General features: G+C 58.2%; 17 protein-coding genes and 2 pseudogenes. 1 reads left to right on the plus strand and 18 read right to left on the minus strand.

Annotated elements, in window-relative coordinates; all coding sequences use genetic code 11:
- Positions 1–37: 37 nt before the first annotated feature.
- From P5689_RS00675 to P5689_RS00685, 3 genes are read right to left on the minus strand one after another with little or no spacing between them, the layout of a single operon-like run.
- Positions 38–1,141 carry an alkene reductase gene (locus P5689_RS00675; protein WP_285531691.1) on the minus strand — a complete coding sequence of 368 codons (1,104 nt, stop codon included), beginning with the start codon at positions 1,139–1,141 and terminating at the stop codon, positions 38–40.
- A gap of 30 nt (positions 1,142–1,171) precedes the next feature.
- Positions 1,172–1,807 carry a glutathione binding-like protein gene (locus P5689_RS00680; RefSeq protein ID WP_285531692.1) on the minus strand — a complete coding sequence of 212 codons (636 nt, stop codon included), beginning with the start codon at positions 1,805–1,807 and terminating at the stop codon, positions 1,172–1,174.
- On the minus strand, positions 1,800–1,961 hold the full coding sequence (locus tag P5689_RS00685) for a hypothetical protein (protein ID WP_285531693.1): 162 nt from the start codon (positions 1,959–1,961) through the stop codon (positions 1,800–1,802). Before P5689_RS00685 ends, P5689_RS00680 begins: the two co-directional genes overlap by 8 nt.
- 118 nt (positions 1,962–2,079) lie before the next feature.
- Here P5689_RS00685 and P5689_RS00690 point away from each other — a divergent pair, with 118 nt between their 5' ends.
- On the plus strand, positions 2,080–2,955 hold the full coding sequence (locus P5689_RS00690) for a LysR family transcriptional regulator (RefSeq protein ID WP_285531694.1): 876 nt from the start codon (positions 2,080–2,082) through the stop codon (positions 2,953–2,955).
- Between the two features lie 104 nt (positions 2,956–3,059).
- Here P5689_RS00690 and P5689_RS00695 read toward each other — a convergent pair.
- The 15 genes and pseudogenes from P5689_RS00695 to P5689_RS00765 form a co-directional block, all read right to left on the minus strand.
- A pseudogene (locus P5689_RS00695) lies at positions 3,060–3,813 on the minus strand (IS5 family transposase).
- A gap of 111 nt (positions 3,814–3,924) precedes the next feature.
- Positions 3,925–7,272, minus strand: a complete 3,348-nt coding sequence (locus P5689_RS00700) for a hypothetical protein (RefSeq protein ID WP_285531695.1) — start codon at positions 7,270–7,272, stop codon at positions 3,925–3,927.
- A 744-nt stretch (positions 7,273–8,016) separates the two neighbouring features.
- A pseudogene (locus P5689_RS00705) lies at positions 8,017–8,775 on the minus strand (IS5 family transposase).
- A 213-nt stretch (positions 8,776–8,988) separates the two neighbouring features.
- Positions 8,989–9,255: a hypothetical protein gene (locus P5689_RS00710; protein WP_285531696.1), complete on the minus strand. Its 267-nt coding sequence runs from the start codon at positions 9,253–9,255 to the stop codon at positions 8,989–8,991.
- A 53-nt stretch (positions 9,256–9,308) separates the two neighbouring features.
- Entirely contained in the window at positions 9,309–10,928 is a 1,620-nt protein-coding gene (locus P5689_RS00715; RefSeq protein WP_285531697.1) for a hypothetical protein, read from the minus strand.
- Positions 10,925–11,443, minus strand: coding sequence for a hypothetical protein (locus P5689_RS00720; protein WP_285531698.1), 519 nt, complete (start codon positions 11,441–11,443; stop codon positions 10,925–10,927). The genes P5689_RS00715 and P5689_RS00720 overlap by 4 nt, the downstream gene beginning before the upstream one ends.
- Positions 11,444–11,502: 59 nt before the next feature.
- The gene (locus P5689_RS00725) at positions 11,503–11,847 is read right to left on the minus strand and encodes a hypothetical protein (RefSeq protein ID WP_285531699.1); all 345 of its coding nucleotides are present in this window, start codon (positions 11,845–11,847) and stop codon (positions 11,503–11,505) included.
- Positions 11,848–11,880: 33 nt separating this feature from the next.
- Positions 11,881–12,225, minus strand: a complete 345-nt coding sequence (locus P5689_RS00730; RefSeq protein WP_285531700.1) for a hypothetical protein — start codon at positions 12,223–12,225, stop codon at positions 11,881–11,883.
- A complete protein-coding gene (locus tag P5689_RS00735) occupies positions 12,225–13,034 on the minus strand; it encodes a hypothetical protein (protein WP_285531701.1) in 810 nt (269 codons plus the stop codon). Before P5689_RS00735 ends, P5689_RS00730 begins: the two co-directional genes overlap by 1 nt.
- A gap of 3 nt (positions 13,035–13,037) precedes the next feature.
- Positions 13,038–13,988, minus strand: a complete 951-nt coding sequence (locus P5689_RS00740; RefSeq protein ID WP_285531703.1) for a hypothetical protein — start codon at positions 13,986–13,988, stop codon at positions 13,038–13,040.
- Positions 13,989–14,073: 85 nt separating this feature from the next.
- Positions 14,074–14,595 carry a hypothetical protein gene (locus tag P5689_RS00745; protein WP_285531704.1) on the minus strand — a complete coding sequence of 174 codons (522 nt, stop codon included), beginning with the start codon at positions 14,593–14,595 and terminating at the stop codon, positions 14,074–14,076.
- 177 nt (positions 14,596–14,772) lie between these two features.
- The gene (locus P5689_RS00750; RefSeq protein ID WP_285531707.1) at positions 14,773–15,252 is read right to left on the minus strand and encodes a CreA family protein; all 480 of its coding nucleotides are present in this window, start codon (positions 15,250–15,252) and stop codon (positions 14,773–14,775) included.
- A gap of 124 nt (positions 15,253–15,376) precedes the next feature.
- Entirely contained in the window at positions 15,377–17,014 is a 1,638-nt protein-coding gene (locus P5689_RS00755; RefSeq protein ID WP_285531709.1) for a hypothetical protein, read from the minus strand.
- A gap of 62 nt (positions 17,015–17,076) precedes the next feature.
- A complete protein-coding gene (locus P5689_RS00760) occupies positions 17,077–17,379 on the minus strand; it encodes a hypothetical protein (RefSeq protein WP_285531710.1) in 303 nt (100 codons plus the stop codon).
- A 1,081-nt stretch (positions 17,380–18,460) separates the two neighbouring features.
- A complete protein-coding gene (locus P5689_RS00765; RefSeq protein ID WP_285531711.1) occupies positions 18,461–21,817 on the minus strand; it encodes a phage tail length tape measure family protein in 3,357 nt (1,118 codons plus the stop codon).
- Between the last annotated feature and the right edge of the window lie 420 nt (positions 21,818–22,237).

The following is a 22,237-nucleotide window of genomic DNA, read 5'->3' on the forward strand; positions in this document are numbered from 1 at the left end:
GACTAATGGTCATTCCCTGGTGGAATAACCGCGGTGGTTATTGCTCTGCTGTCGAGGCGTCGAAGAAGGGATAATCGGTGTAGCCACGAGCATCGCCGCCGTAGAAGGTCGAGCGGTCGTAATTTGTCAGAGCAAGGTCCTCGCGCAGGCGCTCAGGAAGATCGGGATTGCTGATGAAATGCCGGCCGAAGGCGACGGCATCGGCATCACCGGATGCGAGCACGGCTGCGGCACTGTTTTTGTCGAACCCACCTGCCGCGATCAGCGTGCCCCGAAATCTCTCGCGCAGATCACGCGCGGCCACGGGCTCGCTTTCGGCGATGAGTTCCGTGCCCTTGATGCGGGGCTCAACCACGTGCAAATAGGCGATGCCGAGCCTGTCCAGCTGCTCCGCCACGTAACCGAAGGTTTCTTTGGGGTTGCTGTCTGACATCGAGCCGTAGGTGCCACTTGGGCTCAGGCGAACACCCACGCGGTCTGCCCCCCAGACGGATATGACTGCCTGGGTCACTCCCAACAGAAAGCGGGCGCGGTTCTCGATCGGGCCACCATACTCATCGGTGCGGTGGTTGGTACCGTCCTGCAGGAACTGGTCGGGCAGATAGCCATTGGCGCCATGAATTTCCACGCCATCAAAACCTGCCTGCTTTGCCCTTGCGGCACCTTCCCTGAACCGCTCGATCACCGCGGGAATTTCCTCCAGCGAAAGGGCACGCGGCATGGAAAACGGGGCAGGGCCACTGGGCGTATAGGCGTCACCTTCTGCCTTGATTGCAGAGGGCGCGACCGGGGCTGCACCACCTGGCTGCAGATCAGGATGCGACTGTCGCCCTACGTGCCACAACTGCATGACAATCTTGCCACCGCGTGCATGAACGGCTTCGGTCACCTTGCGCCACCCGTCTATCTGGGAGTCGTCATAGATGCCCGGCGCGCCGGCATAGCCGTATCCTTCGAGCGCAACGGGTGTTGCCTCTGAAATGATAAGACCGCCGGGTGAGCTGCGCTGGCTGTAATACAGCGCCATGAGGGCATTGGCCTTGCCAGTATGGTCCGACCGCATGCGCGTAAGGGGTGCCATGACGATTCTGTGGCCGAGCGACAGCGCCCCGGCATTGAAGGGCGTAAAAAGTTTGTTCATGGGAAGAACCTCGGAGCGATCAGAAAAGGATCAGTTTGGGGCGGCGAGCGTCTCAACCCGGGCGATACCGCGCTGAACGCCAGGCCTGGCCGCAATCCGCTCGTACCAGCGGGCGATATGAGGGGTGTCATCGAGGGTGAGGCCGGGAAAACTGCGCCGCCAGAGCCAACCGAAATGGGCAATATCGGCGATAGTAAAATGATCGCCTGCCACGAAATCCCGGTGCACCAGCAAGGTGTCGAGCACATGCAGGACGCGTTTTGCCTCTTTGTCGAAGCGCTCGATCGCGAGAGGCAGTTTCTCGCTGGCGAAACGCTGGAAGAAACCCGATTGGCCGAAGGCGGGGCTTAGGGCAGAGGCGTGAAAGAAAAGCTGTTCGAAAACGCGCGCCCGTTCGGCCCCGGGTGCAGGGAGGAGGCGGCCGTTTCTTTCAGCCAGGTACACGAGTATGGCTGCTGACTCGGTGAGGACGAGCTTCTCATCCTTCGCGTCGTGATCAACCAGTACGGGAACCTTCTGGTTGGGATTGAGCGTCGTAAAGGCCGTGGTACCCTGTTCGCCTTGCCGGATATTGATGCCGTGTAGCGCATAGGCGAGATCGAGCTCTTCCAGCGCGATGGTCACCTTGACGCTGTTGGGCGTCGCGAAAGCATAGACCTCAATCATGAGCGGTTCCTCCATCAGGTTTTGCAAGGAGAGCGGAGAGCGCCGGAAGAAGGGCAGCGACCATGGCTTGTGGCAGGTCACCCGTGAGCTGATAGGCCGAGATGAAATGCGACATCGGTCGTGTTGATACGGCGTTGGTGAAATGAACGATCATCCTGAAGCCTGCTCCATCCTTCCCCGATGCTGACCGGGTTGCAGGCCTGGTTTGCCTCTGTTTCACTGGGCATGGCAGATAGCTCGATGCGATAAGCATCATTCCCGGGAGGAATAGGATGGACCGACATCAGGCGATGACCACGTTCGTGCGTGTAGTCGAAACGGGTTCATTCTCAGCAGCGGCACGGCAGCTTCATGTTGGTCAGCCCGCTGTGTCGAAAATCGTGGCACAGCTGGAGGCGAGGCTGCAGGTCAGCCTGCTCATACGCTCCACTCATGGCCTTACACCCACCGAAGCAGGGCAGGCATATTATGAACGCGCACGCAATGCGCTCCAGGAAGCCGACGAAGCGGAGCTGGCCGCGCGTGGTGCGGGGAGCGGTCTGTCCGGGCGTTTGCGTGTATCGGCGGCGAAAACATTTGCACGATTGCACATCATACCGCGGCTACCAGCGTTTCTCGATGCGCATCCGCAGCTCGATGTGGATATTCTGCTTGATGACCGGATGATCGATCTCGTGGCCGAGGGGGTCGATATCTCGTTGCGTATGGGGGCTTTGGCCGACTCCTCAGCGGTCGCGCGCAAGCTGGCGACGGGAAAACGTTCGGTGCTGGCCACACCAGCCTATCTGGCGCGTGCGGGCATGCCGTTCGTCCCTGCCGATCTGGCTGATCACAACGCGATCGTTTACAGTCAGCTCCCTAATGTCTGGTCATTTCACAGGGACGGCTCGGCCGTCTCGGTGTCCGTTGCGGGGCGTCTCAGGGTCAGCGCTGCCGAAGGCCTGCGGGCAGCCATACTCTCTGATATGGGCCTGACCATCACCTCGGACTGGATGTTTGCCCCTGAACTGGAGAACGGCGCCGTAACGCGCCTGCTTCCGGCATGGTCTTTGCCTGATATCGACCTTTGGGCTGTCTTTCCCACGGGGAGAATGACGACCGCAAAGGCAAGGCAATTTGCAGATTTTGTTCAGGGCTTGATGGCATGAAGGCTGGGTGCCGCCACTTGGTGCGCATACTGTCTATTGCGATATTCAGAAAGACATAGGCTGGAGTCGCCATTGCCTTGGATCAACTATGCTAGGCTCAGGACTCATAGCCAGAATATGACGGTTGCGGCGAGACAGATGGCCGAGAAGAAGACGGTCGGGCATCTGTCATAGCGTGTTGCGACCCGTCTCCAGTCCTTGAGCCTTCCGAACATGATCTCGATACGGTTGCGGCCATTGTATTTCCGCTTGTCGTATTTTACCGGTTTCCCGCGGGATTTCCGTCCCGGAATGCAGGGTTTGATCCCTTTTTCCTCCAGGCCATCCCTGAACCAGTCAGCGTCATAGCCCCGGTCTGCCAACATCCATTGGGCTGCCGGAAGACTGTCCAGAAGGGCAGCAGCACCGGTGTAATCACTGATCTGGCCCGCTGTCATGAAGAAGTCGAGCGGACGTCCGTTCCGGTCAGCGACCGCATGCAACTTCGTATTCATGCCCCCTTTGGTGCGCCCGATCAGGCGGCTTGACCCCCCCTTTTTACCCGCAGGCTCGACGCCGTGCGATGTGCCTTGAGATAGGTCGCATCAATCATGATGGAGGCTCTGCCTTTCCGGCGGCCAGTCCCTCCATCATGCGGATGAAGATCCCCACAGCACTCCAGCGCTTCCAGCGGTTGTAGAGTGTCTTGTGTGGACCGTATTCCCGCGGCGCATCACGCCAGCGCAGGCCATTGCGGTTTACGAAAATGATCCCGCTCAACACACGGCGGTCATCAACCCGAGGTTTTCCATGGCTATTCGGAAAAAAGGGCCGCAGACGCTCCATCCGCCCGTCCGTCAGCCAATACAGGTCTCTCATCTTCAGTCTCCTTGAGGGAGCCTGAATCACATCATGCCGCTTAAATCAATGGGTCCTGAGCCTAGACAAGAAGGAAATGTGACACTGCGTCGAATATGATCGTGCTTGGTGTTATGTCCAGATTTGCTGCGAACTTTTTAGAACGGGTGTCCGAGTTATCTCGCGCCATTTATCAATGATGGGATGTAATTCTTGACGAGATGGGTAATTTTCTCGGCTAATTTGAAGTAAAGCGCTCAGCTCTATCCTGGCGTCTTGCCTATCTCCTTCGATTGCATCATTTAGTATCAGACTAAACGCCAAGAGGAACCAAGTTCGGGTCTCTTCACCGTATAAGGCGGCAAGCGCTCTGATATCTTGTATCGATATAAGGGAATGATTCTCAACGCTGAAGGCATTGAGGACCTTAGCTGCTGCTCTCACCGCGAACGAATGCTGCATGTTATTTGCTATATCGTGGAGTGACGTACTATCCGAACAGAACTCCCGCGCTCGCGAGAGAACCCGACTAACCTGACTCATGTGGAAATTTTGGGGATCAGGGGCATGGCGGCGATCATTATGCGGACCACTTGCGGCTTGAATGATCATTATTACAACGTAAGGAAGTAGCTGCGCCTCATCGGGGAGGTGGATCGCGAACGGTGTGAGATCTCCACGGAATTGAGAATAATATGTCATCCCCTCAGTTGCAAATTCTAAAAATATTTTCCTAAGTTCGACCTCATAAGATGGCATAAATTGTATGAGACGTCCCCAGATAGAACAGCATCGAAGCGTACTTTGTCGACTTGTCCTCAAAAGTTCCAAAAGCGCAAGGGCGCTTTTTTGATCTGACAGCAAGTACGGTTCACTCTCTGTATTGATACTAAGGTCAAAGTTTTTAATAATATCGATAGCGATATCGGGAACCTTTTGTATAACTTCGAAGAACCGTTGTTTAAAGTCGGTATTGTACATAAAAGATATAGATCGCAGCCGACCTTTATTTTCATGCTCGATGAATTTCTGACTCAGCGAAATATCACCATTTGAGTGAAGCAAGTCGATCTGCGCCTCCGGAGATACGTAGGTCAGCATTCTTCTCGGCAGAAGATAAATATACTTTAGGTCAGTAGGATGGTTTTCGTTCAACCATGCTGATCCGACATCAGGCATTGCCGCTGCTTTCGCTAAAAGCGCACCAACTCTCACGAATGATCCGGTTGTATATAACTCCTGGAACGTTTCCTCGCTCCATTCCTTCGCATTGAGTTCCTTAGGAGCACGGTCCAACGCGACATTGAGTGAGTTGTACTTGAGTTCTCTTCGATTTTCATGGTCGAAAGCGTTGAGCCTTGTGTCAAGCATAGCTTTAATAACGCTCGTCGCTTCGTGTGAAAGCTTAAGCGCTCTTATTGCATCGTAGCCGGCTTCTCCCTCGAGTAGCTGGTAGGCATCCCGCACGCCAATTCTGCCGAGTTCGGTCCATTTGGGATCGAGCAGAGTACGCAGAATGACATCCGCCCCCCAATTTGTGAGCTCCCGCTCCCTTCGGCCGCTAAAAGGCCTTTTTTGGGAATTTAACATGGAAAAAATACAGGCGCGGTAAGGCATACTAGAACTCAAAAAGGCAACACGAAGTTCACGAGCTTGTTTCGTGTCTACGTCGATGAGATAACAAGCTGCTGCAGCGGCACCTATATTCTCGGCCTCGACCTGGTCTAGCATAATTTCGCTTATGATTTCCAACACCCATCGTCGGCTGTGCGCTCTATTGACTGCGAGTACCGATTGCCAGCAATCTGTTGTAGCAAATAGCGGAAGAATGCACGCCTTGAATGCTTGCCTTGTTCTTTGATCCTCCTCCAGAACTCCCTCCTGCAAGAGTCGGGCCACAGTTTGGGCTCCAATAGCTAATCGTCTCGCGAATGGCCGCGTCTCCTTTGATACAGGGTCGTCTACCTCTGCGAGAACTTGGATTACCTGCGCCAGTTCAGAACGCCGCTCGTTTTCTATCAGAGCACTAAGTAAAAAATGTAAGACTTCTCGCCAATGAGAGTCGGATGCGATCACCCTCACACGGTCTGACAAAGTAGAATGTGACGCACTCTCATAAATATACTCTGCTGCAAAAAATTCTTGTAATGGTCTTATGTCGAAACGAACAGACTGACTATTTTCAGGTGTATTAACGAGTACAAGTCGATCCGTAGTCGCCTCCACGAGATTTCTTACAGTACTTTCAATATCTTCCCGTTGATATATCTTCACAGTTTCTTCAATAATTCTGACTAGGTTTTTTCGATCTATTGAAGCCTGCGCGCCTTCGCTCGCCTCTGCTTTAGAGTGTAGCTCGAAACCTAGTCTGTTATGAAGCGCTTTAATTAGTTTGCCGTTTCCGCGCAGAAGCAAAGTAAGTTTTTTATCAGCCGATTTATCAGCTTCGCGCTTATTTATTACCTTATAAAAATTAGAAAATAGCTCCCATTTTTTCTCCGGGGGTCTTCCCCCATCGCGAACAACGACTGCCATGATATGTGCCTGGAGTGGAGTTGTCATGATTTCCCTAATTGCGGGGGAACCTAAGGCCTCAGACAGGATGGAGCAAAGTCGGTTACTCTCACTCGATGAACGATCTATCTCTAATATAGGTGTGGCGCATTCGAGCGCTTGAGTCGGGTTGAGATTCGTCAGTTTTATATCTGCAGCACTTAGGTCGTCGAATTGCCCTGAGTACCCTTGGGGTCTCGATGTGCACACAATTTGAGCGTCTGCATCGCAGTCTACGAGAAGGTCATCAACAAAATGATTTATTTCTTTTGCAATCCTATCTTTCACATCGCCAGGTACTTCATCCATGCCGTCAAACACGAATAACCATCTTGATGCGGAAAACGCACGTTTGATTGTACCAGCTAGCGCCTTCTGCCCAGAGGCTTCCTCAATGCGTCCCGAGAGATAAGAGAGTAGCGAAGAGGAACTTTGATTTTCTCGAGCTATCCATTTAGCGTACTCCTTTAGCTCAAATAACACTGGAATGCGGGGGGATTTCGGCCATAGTCCACTTTTCTCAGAGATTGCTTTTACTTCATTGATTGCTGGCTTGAATTTGGTCGCGATCTTTGTGCTGCTATCGTTCAGTATTAGCGCAGCTCTCTGTATTTGACAAATATACTGGGTAATTGTGGACTTTCCTTGCCCCGGCCCCCCTTTTATGAACCAAACGCGTGCCCTGTTCGGGCGTCGCTGCCAATCCTGCCAGGTCTGCAAGTCGGCGTTGGCTTCTATGCGGTGATTTCGCGCGAGTGTTTTGGCGAGCACATTGGCAGTCATATACTCAGTTCGCAGCCCAGACGAAACAAATGGAATATCTCTAAAAAGTTTCTGAATTCCAGGCCGGTTATCTGCGCTAGATCCAGCTTGTTCGAGTTTTGTGAATTGTTGATCTATGAATTGTGATACTATCAGATATCTCAATATGTCTTTGATACTTGATTTACTGTCGGCGAGATCACTGTGAAGCCTGGCAAGGACGTTCCCTGGCGTTATAAAGGAGCCATAATGCTCGGCGACTTCGGGGTGGATCGAAAGAAGCGCTTTGATCTTATCACCACCCCATATGCTGAAACGATCGACAAGATTAGGATTTGCTTTTTTTATAAGTGCTTTAATTGAATCAAATACACCAGTTTTCGGAGTTGCGGAATAATCTATATTAGTAACAATAATCCAATTGTCTGGCCAAGAACGAGATTTTTTTTGAAGAAGAAAATTCTTTTATTTCATCTTTTACCTGATTTATTAGCCATCTATTGTGATTTGTAGATAAATTTGGTCGATGATATTTGGACTGAATATACCACTCGCCGCTCCATCTATCGACGTCGCTGGGATACGGGGCCTCCCCGTGAAACCAACCGTCACGGCCTCCGTCGGAACCTGGGCCAAACGTGGTTAAGCCGGAACCCAGCACTTTTATGGCAAGAGCATTGGCCATATGCTCGAACGTATTTGGATCCATTTCGTTGAGGCTATATGCAACTTTACTCAAATCCGCAGTTCCTCACGTAAGATATTACATATCCGTATCTTTAGCAAAGCCGGAGTGAGTTTGGAAACCCGCATATGATTGTGTCGTGCATATTTATCGGCAACGACAATTACACCAATCGTTATGCTGCTGCGGCTCCGCTGTGAGTCACGCTGGGCTAGGCTCAGGACTCATAGCCAGAATATGACGGTTGCGGCGAGATAGATGGCCGAGAAGAAGACGGTCGGGCATCTGTCATAGCGTGTCGCGACCCGTCTCCAGTCCTTGAGCCTTCCGAACATGATCTCGATACGATTGCGGCCTTTGTATTTCCGCTTGTCGTATTTTACCGGCTTCCCGCGGGATTTCCGTCCCGGAATGCAGGGTTTGATCCCTTTTTCCTCCAGGGCATCCCTGAACCAGTCAGCATCATAGCCCCGGTCTGCCAACATCCATTGGGCTGCCGGAAGACTGTCCAGAAGGGCAGCAGCACCGGTGTAATCACTGATCTGGCCCGCTGTCATGAAGAAGTCGAGCGGACGTCCGTTCCGGTCGGCGACAGCATGCAACTTCGTATTCATGCCCCCCCTTGGTGCGCCCGATCAGGCGGCCTGACCCCCCCTTTTTACCCGCAGGCTCGACGCCATGCGATGTGCCTTGAGATAGGTCGCATCAATCATGATGGTCTGAGGCTCTGCCTTTCCGGCGGCCAGTCCTTCCATCATGCGGATGAAGATCCCCATTGCACTCCAGCGCTTCCAGCGGTTGCAGAGTGTCTTGTGTGGACCGTATTCCCGGGGCGCATCACGCCAGCGCAGGCCATTGCGGTTCACGAAAATGATCCCACTCAGCACACGGCGGTCATCGACGCGAGGTTTACCGTGGCTCCTGGAAAAGAACGGCCGCAGACGCTCCATCCGCCCGTCCGTCAGCCAATACAGGTCTCTCATCTTCAGTCTCCTTGAGGGAGCCTGAATCACATCATGCCGCTTAAATCAATGGGTCCTGAGCCTAGAGAGGATGGCGCGCGAACCTCTGATTCTCCCCTCGATTTTTATAATTTCCACTCTCTAAAAAGCGGTTCTCATACGCAAGTAGATTAACGGCGGGAGACATCTGTCGGGCAGGCCAAAGCACTCTGAACGCCACCCCTTGAGTTTTTTCTATTCAGTCAGCCTCGTTGCCCGGACATCAAGCGCTTCTCGCAATAGAACATTCTGCGCTCGCAGTTCGTTAATCAACTCGAGATTGACCTTTTCCCGTGCCTCCAGCTTGTCTACCCGCGCATTGAGCCGGGCTATCTCCTCCTGCTGCGACGCGATCGTGACTTTCGCGCTCGATGCCCCAAAGCCGATCAGCCATCGGATGGTAAAGAGCAGGCCACCGAGAACCGCAACCCACCAGGGCTGCGGGGTGAGGTTTTCAGGCATGATCGGCCCCGGTTCAGTTGTGGTGCAGGTGCCCGGCCTCTGGCGGGCGGGCATTACTGGCCGCGCTCGACGGTCACAAGATTGGCCGTCTTGGCCTCGATCACGACAGAGGCATACTGGCCCGGCAGGGTGTAAGGGCCGGTTTGTGCCTGGGTGCCATAACTGCCGAGTGTCAGCCCCGCACCTGGGGCAAGCGTAACGGCCCCGGTCCCGGTCTGGGTAACGGTGATGCGACAGCCGATGATCGTCCAGTTCGACACGGTGATCGTCACCGCCGAGGACGCATTGACCACAATCGTTCGCCCGCACTGCGCGGTATTGCTCAGGGCCGTATTCGCCGTAACCGTGTCCACGGGGTGGGCATATTGCTGGCTCTGCCAGCTGCCATCCATGCGGAACTCGAAGATATTGGCGTTGGCGTTGGCATCCTGCACAGCAATACGCTGCGGGTCTTTCTCCCAGTTCAGGTTGAACTGGTTCGTGTTCACCGCGTAGCCGTGCAGGATGTTCTTCTGCCCTGCCACGCCTGGCGTCACCTGGGCGTTCAGCGCGCCATTGCCGGAATAGGCGTTGAGACTGGTCGCACCCGAGATGTTGGACAGGATCGCACCGGACACATCGAGCGGCGTCGCCGGCAGCGGGTTGCCCACGCCAAGGCGACCATTCACCCGGTCAATCGAGAAATAGGGGGCGTTCGTGAAATTGCCCCACTTCGCATCGCTGAACCGGAAATAGTCGATGTTCCCCATCGGGGTCATCACCACGAAATCATGCTGCGATCCCTCGGCGGTGCTGAACCGGAAATAGGTTCCCGCCGTGGCGCTTGCCGATGAGGCAAGGGCGGCCTTGCTCAGTGTCATGGTCTTGGTGCCTGCTCCGGAGACGATGGTGGTCCCTGCCGGGAACAGGCCATATTCTGCGGGCGTGTCCAGGATCTGCCCCGTATCGCCGGGGAAGGTGCACCCGCCAACGCATGTGATCGTGGCACTGCCCTTGGTCACGACACCATAAGCCGTGGTCATGCCCCAGGGGATAAGCTGGGTGCCCGTGCTCTGCCACATGAACGGCACCGGCTGACGGCTGAACGTGCCATCATAGGTGAACCGGCTGATCTCGAAATAATCGTATCCCACATCGGGGCCGTATTTCAGCTTTGGCCCCCAGCCGACCGCCCCGTGCTCGAAATTGTCGTTGTAGCTCATGTCGGGGCCGACAAAGGCCAGGGCGGCAAAGCCGTTTTCGTTGGTGGTCTTGATGGCGAGGGCGTTGTTGATGCCCGTATTGTTCTCAATCGACAATTCGCCCGTATTGGCATGATAGGCAATGCGCGAACTCACATCCGCATGGAGCGGGTCGGTTACCACAAACCCTTTTTGCGGGTCGCCCGATGCGGTGAGGCTGCCTGTGAGAGTGCCCCCCTTCACGGGTAGATATCCGGCCACTGCGGCTGTCAGATCGTCTTTCGTGGCGCCGGTCTTGCCCAGGGTCTGAATGTCGCGGGAATTGCGCTCGATGCCGTCCTGCATGGTGGCCAGGGTCGCGCCTTGCGTGCCGACCCGCGTACCCGATGACAGACCGCCCGGCGGCGCAAACTGGGGCTCGGCATGGGCTACCGCGCCGATCAGGGCAAACCCGGTTAGTAGGGCAGGGGACAGAGGGATGAAACGCTTCATGTCAGATCTCCGAGGCGGGTCGGGATACCCGCATTATTGTACCAGCCGGACCCGTTCTCGGGCGGCGCGGTCGGCAAGGCGCGCAGCCAGCTATCCATCGCCTCGCTGGAGAGTTTGCCGCCCGATTGCGTGGGCGCGTCGGGGCTGTCGGGCAGGTCAAGCGGAAACAGGGCCTCACGCGGGCTGACGGTGATATTCACCTCGACCTGCTTGCTGTTGCCCTCGCTTGTCAGCGCACAGACGGTCACGCTCTGCGTGCCGGGGGCCTTCCATCGCATCCAGGCGGTGACGATATTGCCGAAAAGATTGGTCCAGGCCAGATCGGCACCGCCTGCCTCGAAACGAAAGGACGTGATGAACTCGCCCGGTGACAGCAGCTTGTCGAAATCGACGCTGTAATCGCCGCCCCCCTTGAGCGAGGAAGAGGGCCAGACAAGTGCGTTCTGCGCACAGGCAAAGGCCCCGCCCCCGATGGCCTCGGGGCGCAGGATGTTGACGACGGGTCGCCATGTCATGATGTGATCTCCGGTAATCCCATAGCGGGAAACCTGCCCGGATTGGGGCAGGAAATGGCTCAGCTGGTGAGCCAGGTCAGCGCCCCGTCCTGCAGCGCCATGCTGAACAAGGTTGAGCCGCTGGAACTGCCGAGCGCCTGCACGCTGGCCACAAGGCGCAGCGTCGTGCCTGCAGAGGCATGGGCCAGTATCGTGGCCCCTGCGCCGAGGAAAAAGAAACGGTCGAGCCGCACATTACTGCCAGAGGCCGCAATGGGCTGGGCAGACGCATTGCCCTGGGCGTCGATTGTGTGAACGGCCACGATGACCCGTGCCACCTGCCACGTTGTGTCATTGGCCCCGTTATCGTTGATCCGTAGCGTGGCGCTGAATTCGGCACGCAGGGCAGAGCCGGTCAGGGTCACATCCACGCTGCTCAGCGTGAAGCTCTGCGCCTTCTACGAACGGTCGGCCACCACGCTCGCCCCCTGCACAACGGGCGCGGGCATGGCCTCGGCAGGCAGGGCGGAATAGACAAGCGTGGTGCCGGTAAAATTGAGCCTCACCGCCCGGTCCTGGGTGGTGCCAATCACCGTGTCACGCGAGATGCTGGCCGGGATGCCGTGGGTCAGTCGCCCGATGCCCCATTCGGCCTGGGTGCCGTCATCGGCGAAGTAATAGACCTCGCCATCCGGAAACGCGCCGGACCAGCCCCGCCGCCCGGCAGGCGCACCGCTCAGGATGAAATCGCCTGTTCCCGGATTGTTCGCGGTTTCTAGCACAAAATTGCCAAGCATCGCCATTATAATCGCTCCCTTATCGTGAGAGTGAGGGCGCGGCGATTGGCCGCCCCCGCCGATGAGGTGATCTCGCCCGCCTCGATGCGCCCGAACACCGCATCGCCGCTGCGCGTGCCCGCCCCCGGATCGGGCAGGAACAGGATGTTTGCGCCTGTGCGCCCGAGGGCGAGCATGGCGCGTATCTGCGGCAGTTCCTCGATGCCGAGAGACTGGTGCTCGATGCGCAAGACGCGGCGCTGCCAGCGCAAGGTGACGTATTCGACGCCGGACAGGCTGGTAATCGTATCGGCCCCGCTCTCGGCGCTTTCGCCGCTGCTCCAGGCCATATTGCGCTGCGGCTGCCAGAGTGGCCCGGCATAGGCCAGTGGGATGGACAGGAAGCCGTCAGGGTTCTGCGCATCGGCTATCAGGATCGTCACCCGGTCGCCCGGTGTTGCAGCGTCCAGCATCATGATCGCTTGCCCGTCGCGCACGTCAGCAGCCAGCAGTCTCGAATCATGCACCAATGTCGCCCCGCGCCAGATCTTCACGGACCATTGCGCGGTGGCGGTCAGGTTGGTGCGGTGCAGCGAGAAACACCGCCAGTCCACCATGCCGCCCGGCTCGATTGTGACCGAGGCTACACGCCCCGGCGCACGCCAGGCCGTCGCGGGCGCACCCTGCGGGGTGGCGAGGTTGCTCACCGGCAGATCGGGCATGAAGGCCGAAGCCGTCAGCCGGGCCGAGAGAAAGGCATTGTCGCACCCGAAAGCGCACAGCCTGCCAGTGCTGTCGGTGATCGGGCATTGCCCCGAATCGAGTATGGCTTCCATGGATCAGCCTCCCGCCTGTTCCGGGGTGAACAAAGGCAGGCGCAGCGACTGGCCGTTGACGTTGATATGAAGCCACTGCACAGGCTGATCGTTTTGCGAGAGGCGGGCCCCTTGCCCTGTGACCGGGCTTGCAATCTGCAGTTCGCCGCCCGGTGCCGGATAGAGGCCGAGATTGGCCGAGCCTCCCTGACCTTCCTGCACATAAAGCCCTGCCGCCGCCTGTCCGCTACCCGCCTGAATGTTGAGCGTGTTCGTCGGCGAGGCATTGGGTGAAATGGAGAAGATTAGCTGTCCCGCCATATTGGTGATCAGCATCCCGTCATCGGAGAATTGCAGGCGCTGGCCTTTTTTCGTCTGGCTCACGGTCGAGAACAGCATGGCCCCTAAATCGAGGCCCTGCACGTTCTCGCGTGTCTCGCCCGTGCGCCACTCGATGCCCTGGCGCGTGCCCATCGCTATGGCTGTGCCGTAACAGTCCGTCCCGTCCGTGCCGGTCAAGCTGTCATTGGCGAAGATGATGCCGCTCTTGTGCCGGGACGGATTGCGCACGAACACGATACCGGCCTCGGCATCGCTGGAGCCTTGCGTCTGCCCGCCACCCGATCCGATCTGGATAGCATAGGTGCCGCCGCCGCAATTCGGATGATAGGGCGTGGACATGCCCGCCGCCACCCCGCCCATATTCACGGTTTCCAGTTCCATGACGAAACTGGGCTGGTAATTGACGCCCGCCATGCGCCAGCCCTCGCCATAATAGGCATAGGCCGTGGCGGTGGTCGGGCTTTGCGTCTCGTCTGCCACACTCCAGGCGGCCACCCCGCTTGCCGCCTTTTCGGGCACGACGGCCGCGATATCGCCAAGCGGCATCGAGCGCGTGCAGCCCTGCTGCTCGATCACAATCACTCCCGACCCGTCGAGCGTCGCAATGCGCGGATAGGCGCCTAGTCTAGCCATGATGATCTGTCCTGTTGAACGGGGAGGCGGGCAAAGAAAAAGCCGCCCGGTTGGGCGGCTTGAGCGGGAAGCAAGCGAGATGACCTCAATTGGTTTGGAAGAGGCCTTCCCTGTGCTGCAAATGCCATTTTATGAGGCCGCACATTGCACTTGCACGGCGTGGTAAGGTCAGATCTGAGAAAATCCGGTCTGTTTCCTCATAAAGATGAGTCTCATTGGAAATCCCTACCCGATGGGCTGGGGTGCCGACTGTCTCCCAGATAATCTCATTCCGTCGTGTTCGTGATCGGTAGGCGACCCAGTCCGGTTTGTCGTCACCCTGAGACAGGACCATGACCGGCAACGATCTGGAATGACCGTCATCACCACCTGGAAGCGCTGCGCCCTCCATTACAGGATGGATCAGGTCACTAAGAGCCACCATATGAGCATGATCGAGGGTAATCCGACAGGCTTGTGCGGTGATCTGGCGGTAAGTTGGTGTATGTTCGGGCACATAGCCACGCTGCATAAGATAGAGCGCAGGCGTTGCTGCAGCATTTGCTAGCGTAGCCTGCGGAATTATGGACAAGAGAAGCGCCGTGAGAACGAGTAAGACCTTTTGCACCGGGCGGTTCCTTTCCATCGTAGTGGCAGACGGCGCGTGTCTGCAGGTCAGGCCGGCAGGAGCGCCTCATACTATCCCCCACCAGCACCTGCCGGGCGATCGTTGGTTCATCGGGGTGTAACTGCTTGCTCGCCATCGAGCCGGGTTGGCTTGCCTCGCGTCGGGATTAACCGGTTTTTACCAGGATACGGCCGAGATCGCGTTTGCAGGCGAGCCGTCGATGAGGCCCTGACTGGTCACGAGATAGACGACGGCACTGTGTTCCTGATCGATCATCCGGGTGATGACGAGGTTTGTAAACAGGAAAGAGTTACGCAGCTTCGTGATGTTCTGCTGTTTGGGCAGTTTGGTGATATCGGTCGGCACCCCACCGCTTTTCACGCAGGATAGGGAAAAGCGCGTCGGATTTTTGACAATCCCAACTGCACCCTTGATCCCACCGGTCTGGGCCCGTGAGAGATAGCACGTCACAGGAAGATCCGGATCAGTAAAGGATGACACCTGCACGTCATGCGATCCGAACAGATGGAACGATGTATTCACCCCACCCAGTGTCGTTACGCTCTGAGCGCAGGCCGCCGATACGCTTGTGACTGCACCCGCCATGACAAAACTGAGAAGTGAACGGCGCAAGGCTGAGAGAGATGGAATGGTCATGGCTTTCCTGTTCAAAAAGCTGGATTGTGCGACAACATGAAACGCAACGAGCCTTAGACTGGCAAGAGACCGAACAACCTGTGTCATATTGCGTCACTTCGGAACAGCATCTAGCCCAATCAGCCTATCGCTGATCCCCCACGAGAACTTGCAGGGTGATTGTTGCCTCTCCGGGGCGCAGCTGCTCGCCCACCACCAGGCCGGAAAGCGTGCGGTCTGGATGCTCTGGCAGGGTCAGGGTGACGTGATCGCCCAGATCGACGGCGTAACCCAGATCGACCGGCACGGTGAGCGCACGCAGTCGGCGCGTGCTGGCCCAGAGGACGGCGTGCAGGGTCGCCACCTTCACCGCGTCCTGCTCGTCGGTCAGGGCCGTGATCAGGGCGGGCGGGTCGTTGGGCAAGCGGTAGCGCCTGCGCAGATCCGGTGAGGCCCAGCTTGCCAGCCGGTCGGCCTGTCCGATGAACGCCTGACGTTCGGGTGTCACAAGCGGGCTCAGCCCCGAACCTGCGGCCTGCACGGTCTGGGCATGGGCATAACCCACCCGCCAGCGTGCTGGCGGCGGGTCCAGCATGTCATCGAGCGCCACAGGGGCCACGGTGATCAGGTTATGCGGCCCGAAATGCGCCACGGCATTGCCTTCGGGGGCACGCACCGCCACGGGGCGCAGCGTGCCTGAACGTGAGGCCACAAGCCGCACCCCCAGCCCTGAAAGCAGGGTGTCGGCCACATCGCGCCCGGTCACGCGGGCGCTGCCATCCCAGTACCACCCGCCCGGCCAGGTCATGGCCTGTTCGGCATTGAGCCAGGCAGGATCGAACAGACCCGGTGCAAGCTGGCAATCCTGAAGCAGCACGCCACGCAAAAGCGCGAGAAGCCCGCCCGGTGTCGTGCCATCCGGCAGGGCACCGGTGGCATCGAGCGTGATGGCCCAGACAGGCCGTGTGCCGAGGCGAAACCACAGGCCCGACGCATCGGATTGCACCACATAATGACCGGGGGGCGGATCGGTCGCGAATACATCCGCCACCTGTCCGGCAAAGACGATGCCGCCTGACGCGCCGCCTTCATAAAGCGCCTCGATGGTGCCCGGTGCATCGCTCACCTGATAAACCAGCTCGATGGTATCGACGGCAACCGGTGTGAGGTTGAAAGCCCGACCGCGCAATTTGGGGGGATAATGCCCCGCTAGATCGGCCCCGCCGTGACGACCGCCCCGCCCGTCATAAGGCAGGCCCTGCGCCGGGGCATCGAGCCAGGCCGTGGCATCGGTGAGCGCAATTTCCACACTCTGCCGGTCGGGTTGCCATGAGCGGCCCAGCCCGGCAAAGGCGGGTTGTAACGCCGCCTCGGGCGGGTCGATTGCACAACCCCGGATTGCATCGCGCCCCCGCCAGCCATGGCGCACGCGTATGGGCATGTGATCGACCACGCGGGTTGCGATGATCCGATCCATGATCCCGTTCGGGTTCGAGAGAATAAGCGAGCCCCAGCTTTCGCCGCCTGCCTGCGCATCCGGGCGCAGATCGAGCCGACGATCCAGGCTGTAGGCCTGTTGCACCAGAGGGGGCCACGCCCCGTGACTGTCGCTGACATAGCCCACATCGGAAAAGCGCAGGATTTCGGTGGTTTCCAGCAATTCCGGGCGCTGGGTCAGTGCTCCCCAAGGCGCAGTGCCCCAGCCACGGGCGGGCACGGGAATGGGTGACTCGTCCGGCACGGTGACTGTGATCTCAACCGCATGGAAAAGCTGGCCCGTCATGACGCCTCCTGTTCGATGATCGGTCATATGACCCATGAGGCCGGGCCATATGACCGCATGGCCTAGCTTGCCTTGCGCAAGGCCGCCTGCCGCTGCTCGGCCACGCTCTGCTTTGCGGCGTTGGCGGTATCGCGCAGGGTGATGCCGTTGGCCTCGGTCGCGGCAATCAGCTGATGCAAAAGATCGACCAGACTGGCGGTGTTGTCGCGTGTCTGGTTCAGTGCCGCCTGCGTCAGTGCCTCGGGCGAGCGCGTGCCGATCTCGCGCATGGCCGCCATGACCTGCTCGTAAACACGGGCATATTCCGTGCCCGACCCATAAACGGCCTGACCCGAGGAAAGCAGGGTTTGCGCATCGCCCTGCACATGGGAAAGCGCGTTGAAATCACCCGCACGCGCCGCCGCAAGCGTGCTCTGGAAATTGTCGTTTGCGGCCCTGTATTGCGCTTCCGCCGAAAGCGGAGAGGCGCTTGACGTGCTCAGACCACGCGTGAAATCGACAAGCGAGCTGATGACCGAGGCGGCGGAACTGGCCGCCTGGTCGTGGGCTTGTTTCGCGGCTTCGGCGTCCTGTTTGGCCTGGGCTGCGGCAGCGTCGGCTGCCTATTTGGCGGCGTCCGCTGCCTTGTCCGCATATTGCTTCTGAATGGCCAGACGCTCGGCCCCCAGCGTCTTTTCCAGATCCGATGCCTGTTGCAGATAGGTCTGGTTCGAACTGTAGGCGTCCCCCAGGAAATCGCGCCAGCTATCGGCAAGCTGGCGTTTCTGTTGGGTTGCCGACAGATTGAAACTCATGAGTGCCGCGCCCTGATCATCGCCGGTCGCGGTGAGATACCGCACCCGGAAACCTTCGGCGCTTTCGGCCAGGCTTTGCATGTTCTTCGCATAGCCTTGTTTATAGAGCGTGCCGAATTTGTCATTCAGCGCGTTACCGTCGAGCCCGTAGCTGTTCGCCTGCGTTGCGGCAGCCTCATAGGTTTTCTTCAGCGCCTCCATCTGCTCGATCCAGCTTTGCTGCCCGTTCACCGTGGCTTTCATGAGATTGGGCATGGTGTTGGACACAAACTCGGTAATCGTCGCCACCTGCGATTGCAGATCGCTTGTCGCGAGTGTCTTGCCGTTGAGCATGGTATCCAGCGCCGTGCGCAGATCGCCCGTGGCCTCGGTAAAGCCCGAGACGGTCACGGTGCCGTCACTGTTGAATTTCGACACTACCACGCCGAGCGCATCCACCGTGTCGGCCATGCTTTTCAGCTGCGTTACCGCGCTTTGGAATGAGGCCACGCTGTCGAAACTCGCGGGCATCCCCTGCGACAGCGCCTGGCTGAATGTGGCGCTGTCATCGCTGCGCAGCTGCAGCTTGCCCAGCAAATCGGTCAGGCTGACAGAACGTTGCGACGGATCCTTGTTGTTCGGGTCATCGCGTACCGTGCCGAGACAGAGATTTTCAGCCTTCAGTCCGAGGCTTTTCATGGTGGCGTTGACGCTGGCCATATCGGCTTTGAGTTGCGCCGTGATGGTGTCGGTCTGCTTCTGGTTCCAGCTTTGCCCCATGCTCAGCTGATCGCCCTCCATTACCACCTGGTCGATCGTGTAGGGATTTTTTTTTCTTGTGCCCAAACAGACCGCCCAGGAGGCCGCCAAGGCCACCGCCGGCAATGCCGCCGATCAGCGTACCCACGCCGGGGATGATCGACCCAAGGCCTGCACCCAAAGCCGCGCCCACGCCCGAACCGATTGTGCCATACGTCCCGCCGCCGACATTGCCGAGCGCCGAGCCAATTCCAAACCCGCCCCCGATACCGGCCAGGGTGTTGCCGATCGTGGCCGTGGCGAACAGCTTTGTACCCATCGCGCCCGAAAGCCAGCTGCTCGAACTCGATACGCTGGATGAGGGCGTACCGGCCCCGCTAATCGAGACACTGGCCGCCTTGTTGCCGACCGATCCACCCGAGGCCAGCGCATCAGAAAGGCTTGTAAACGTGTTGCGTGAGCCGCCATCCAGCGCGTTCAGGGCCGGGTTGATCAGCGCCATCTTGGCCACCAGCCCGACGATCTGCGTTTGCAGGCCGGACAGGACCGAGCCGAAATCGACCGCACCCTTGCCGCTCTGCACGAAAGCCTGCGTGACGCTGTTCGTCAGCGTGTCGAACATGCTGCTCAGGCTCCCTGTCAGATCATCGAGCGCCGATTTCTGATGCTGATAGGCATTGGTTGCCATCTGGATGGCTGCCACATTGTCGAGATAGGCTTGGCTTGTTTTCGAGTTGATATCGCCGCCCGCTTCAAGAATGCGGTTGCGCTCTTTCATCACCGCAATCTGCACCGAGACCGCATCGCTGTTCTGCCCGATCGCCGCGGTCTGCGTCTTGATGACTTCCAGATCCAGCGACTGCCCATAGAGCTTGCCCGCATTGGCCATATCGACCTGCGAGGCCGCGGCCGATTTCATAGCACCGGTCAGGACATTAAGCTGGCGCGCCTGTTCGGCCGTGCCGTCGATCGAGGTGGCCCGCACTTTCTCGGCGGCCTCCATCGCCTGCTGGTACTGCGTGAGCGAGCCTTTCGAGGCGTCATAGCCCGCCAGCATATCCTGCTCGGCCTGGGTGTGCTCATTGATGGCCGCAACGGACTGATTGAACTGCCCCGTCAGGATTTCCTGTTGCCTGGCCTCGGCTTCCGCCAGCTGGGTGGCGGTCGCGTGCGCCTGGCCCATACGCCGCGCTGCTTCCTCGACCTGCTGATGTACCTGCACCATTGCGGCCTCGGCGGCCGAGTAGGTCTCGGCGCTTTGCGCTGCCAGCTTTTGCTGATGCGCGATGGTCTCGATCGGATCGCGCAATTCGTTGAGCGCACCGCGTTGCACGTTGATCTTGTCCGTCAGCACGCCTGTTTGCGCGGCGTAATCGGCATCCGACACCTTGCCTGCGGTATGCAGGTCATTCAGAGCCTTCTGCGCCGCGGTCAGGGCCGTGATGGCCTGCTCATGCTCGCGGATCTGCGCCGCCGTGCTGCCATCACTGCCGCGCAGCTGATCGTCGACCCGGCCCTGACGTGATGCGATTGCCTGGGCACCATACACCTCACCGCCCGTGGCCTTCTGGACATAGACCGCGACACTGGCAGGCGGGCTGGCGATCTTGCCTGAAAGGTACCGATCGACGTTTCCTTCACCCCAGTTATAGGCCATAGCGACAAGCGCCTGATTGCCGTCATACTTGGTGTAGAGCCGCATGAGCAGCTGTACGCCTGCCGTGACGTTGCCCGTGGTCGTGTGCAGATCATTGCCATTGGCGCTGCCCGGCATGATCTGCATCGCGCCCAGCGCACCGGCAGAGGATTGCACGACTTTTCCGCTGGCATCGTACTGGCCCGTTGCGCTTTCGATCGGCTGGATGCGATGGGCAAGTGCGAGCACGTCCGAGCTTGCGCCGAGACTGGCCCCCACCTTGTCGATGGTCTTGCCCACCCCTGCGACATCGGAGGCCGCGACCTCGCGTTGCTGCAGGTAGTTGTGAACGGCCGGGATCTTGTCCAGCTGCGCCCACTCCCAGTCACGCACCTCCCTGGTCTTGTCGAGCAGATACTGGATGCCCTGCACGCCCTTGAGAGCACCGGCCATGATGCCATTGCCGATCCCGTCCACGAACTGCCCGAGCGGGGCGAGCCCCTCATGCAGAGATGTGCTCATGTCGTGCAGGGCGCGATGCAGCGGCGTTACGCCCTGATCGGCCGCGTTGGCCGTGGCCTTGCCGATCTGCCCCATGAGCAGGGACCAGGCCCCCATACGATCGCCGCTGTTCTGCAAATCGCGTATGTGCTGCACCAGGCCTTCATGGACACCGAGCAGGCCTTTCTGTGCGAAATCCTCGGCGGCTTTTGCCGGGTCATCGAAGGCAGCGGCCATGTCTTTCGCCGCCTCCGGCACGTCCTTGCCGAGCACGGTGGCGAGGTTACGCGCTGTCATGGCCAGCGCATCGAGGCTGCTGCCACTGGTCGAGGGCATGGCGGCAAAGGTGGTGGTGACGGCGCGGCTATCGGTCAGTGACAAGCCGCTCTTGCCAGCGATGCGCCGTGCCGCGTCCTCGGCAGCCCCGGCCATAGCCGCGTAATCGCTGCGCGTGGCGCGAAGGGTCTGACCGAGGGCCGCAAGGTGCGATTCCTCGGTGTTGGCGGCGCTGCCCATCTTGTAGATGGCCGCACCGGCAGCGACGGCTGCGAGCGCCAGACCGGCAGGGCCCATGAGCAGGCCGGTCACGATCTGCGTGGCCTTGCCGAAACCGCCCATGACCGTGACCATGTTCGGCACCTGGTAGAACGCGGCCTTCATGGCCCCGCCACCGGCCAGCACCTGGTCAGCGAATTTATGCGCCTCACCGGCCAGGATGCCGATCTGGTAGCTCGACAGTTTGGCGGCTTCTGCGCCCTCGGCCAGGGCGACAGTGTGTTGCTTGCTGGCTCCCGTCGCCGCGTCGAATTTCTCTTTCTGTGCTGCGGCTGATTTGGCGATACCAGCCAGCGACCCTGCATATTGCTCCTGTGTGATCTCGCCGGCAGCGAGCGACTTCTGCAGCGCCTCGATATTGGCCGTGCGCTGTCGGATTTCGCTGCTCAGCTTGGCCTCGGCCCGCGTCGTTTCATCGAACTGCCGCGCGACCGAGGCCCCGGAACGGCCCAGCCTGGTCACCTTCGTATCGGCCACCTCTGCCGCATCGCCAAGCCTGGTCAGGGATTGCGCATCTTCCTGCGCCTTGGCCAGATTGCTCGCAAAAGCAATGTAAAGCTCGGAGATCGTGGTGGGCATCGTAAGGCTCCAGAAATGCAAAAGCATATCGTTGGATCGAAACCGAAACGTTGATAAACAAATATGTTATGTATTATGTAAGATGATATATTGCATTGATGACAGGAATGATAGTATGAATTTTTGCTATAGTATTCTGCTATGTATATCGTCTGTAGTATGCTTTATATCAATATTTTATGATATTGGATCTAGCCTTGAAAAAAATTCAAAAATCTTTTCTGGAAACAAGGTAAAAAAATTATATATCTAAGCCTTGTCTATACTCTGTTTGTCCTGGCATCATTCGATCCTATCCATGATACGATATACTTCCGAAACATAAGTTATTTAATATTCTTAGCTATGTGCTCTGTTTATTTTGGTGTATTCTATGTTATTCTAATGTTCTCGGCGAATCGATATAGATTTTTTGATAGA

Source organism: Asaia sp. HumB, assembly GCF_030263835.1.
Lineage (GTDB): Bacteria > Pseudomonadota > Alphaproteobacteria > Acetobacterales > Acetobacteraceae > Asaia > Asaia bogorensis.

Bases quoted from the DNA above. Each gene is read 5' to 3' on its own strand.
- P5689_RS00675 (WP_285531691.1), bottom strand. From the start codon at position 1,141: ATGAACAAACTTTTTACGCCCTTCAATGCCGGGGCGCTGTCGCTCGGC.
- P5689_RS00680 (WP_285531692.1), bottom strand. From the start codon at position 1,807: ATGATTGAGGTCTATGCTTTCGCGACGCCCAACAGCGTCAAGGTGACC.
- P5689_RS00685 (WP_285531693.1), bottom strand. From the start codon at position 1,961: ATGATCGTTCATTTCACCAACGCCGTATCAACACGACCGATGTCGCAT.
- P5689_RS00690 (WP_285531694.1), top strand. From the start codon at position 2,080: ATGGACCGACATCAGGCGATGACCACGTTCGTGCGTGTAGTCGAAACG.
- P5689_RS00710 (WP_285531696.1), bottom strand. From the start codon at position 9,255: ATGCCTGAAAACCTCACCCCGCAGCCCTGGTGGGTTGCGGTTCTCGGT.
- P5689_RS00715 (WP_285531697.1), bottom strand. From the start codon at position 10,928: ATGAAGCGTTTCATCCCTCTGTCCCCTGCCCTACTAACCGGGTTTGCC.
- P5689_RS00720 (WP_285531698.1), bottom strand. From the start codon at position 11,443: ATGACATGGCGACCCGTCGTCAACATCCTGCGCCCCGAGGCCATCGGG.
- P5689_RS00730 (WP_285531700.1), bottom strand. From the start codon at position 12,225: ATGGCGATGCTTGGCAATTTTGTGCTAGAAACCGCGAACAATCCGGGA.
- P5689_RS00735 (WP_285531701.1), bottom strand. From the start codon at position 13,034: ATGGAAGCCATACTCGATTCGGGGCAATGCCCGATCACCGACAGCACT.
- P5689_RS00740 (WP_285531703.1), bottom strand. From the start codon at position 13,988: ATGGCTAGACTAGGCGCCTATCCGCGCATTGCGACGCTCGACGGGTCG.
- P5689_RS00750 (WP_285531707.1), bottom strand. From the start codon at position 15,252: ATGACCATTCCATCTCTCTCAGCCTTGCGCCGTTCACTTCTCAGTTTT.
- P5689_RS00755 (WP_285531709.1), bottom strand. From the start codon at position 17,014: ATGACGGGCCAGCTTTTCCATGCGGTTGAGATCACAGTCACCGTGCCG.
- P5689_RS00765 (WP_285531711.1), bottom strand. From the start codon at position 21,817: ATGCCCACCACGATCTCCGAGCTTTACATTGCTTTTGCGAGCAATCTG.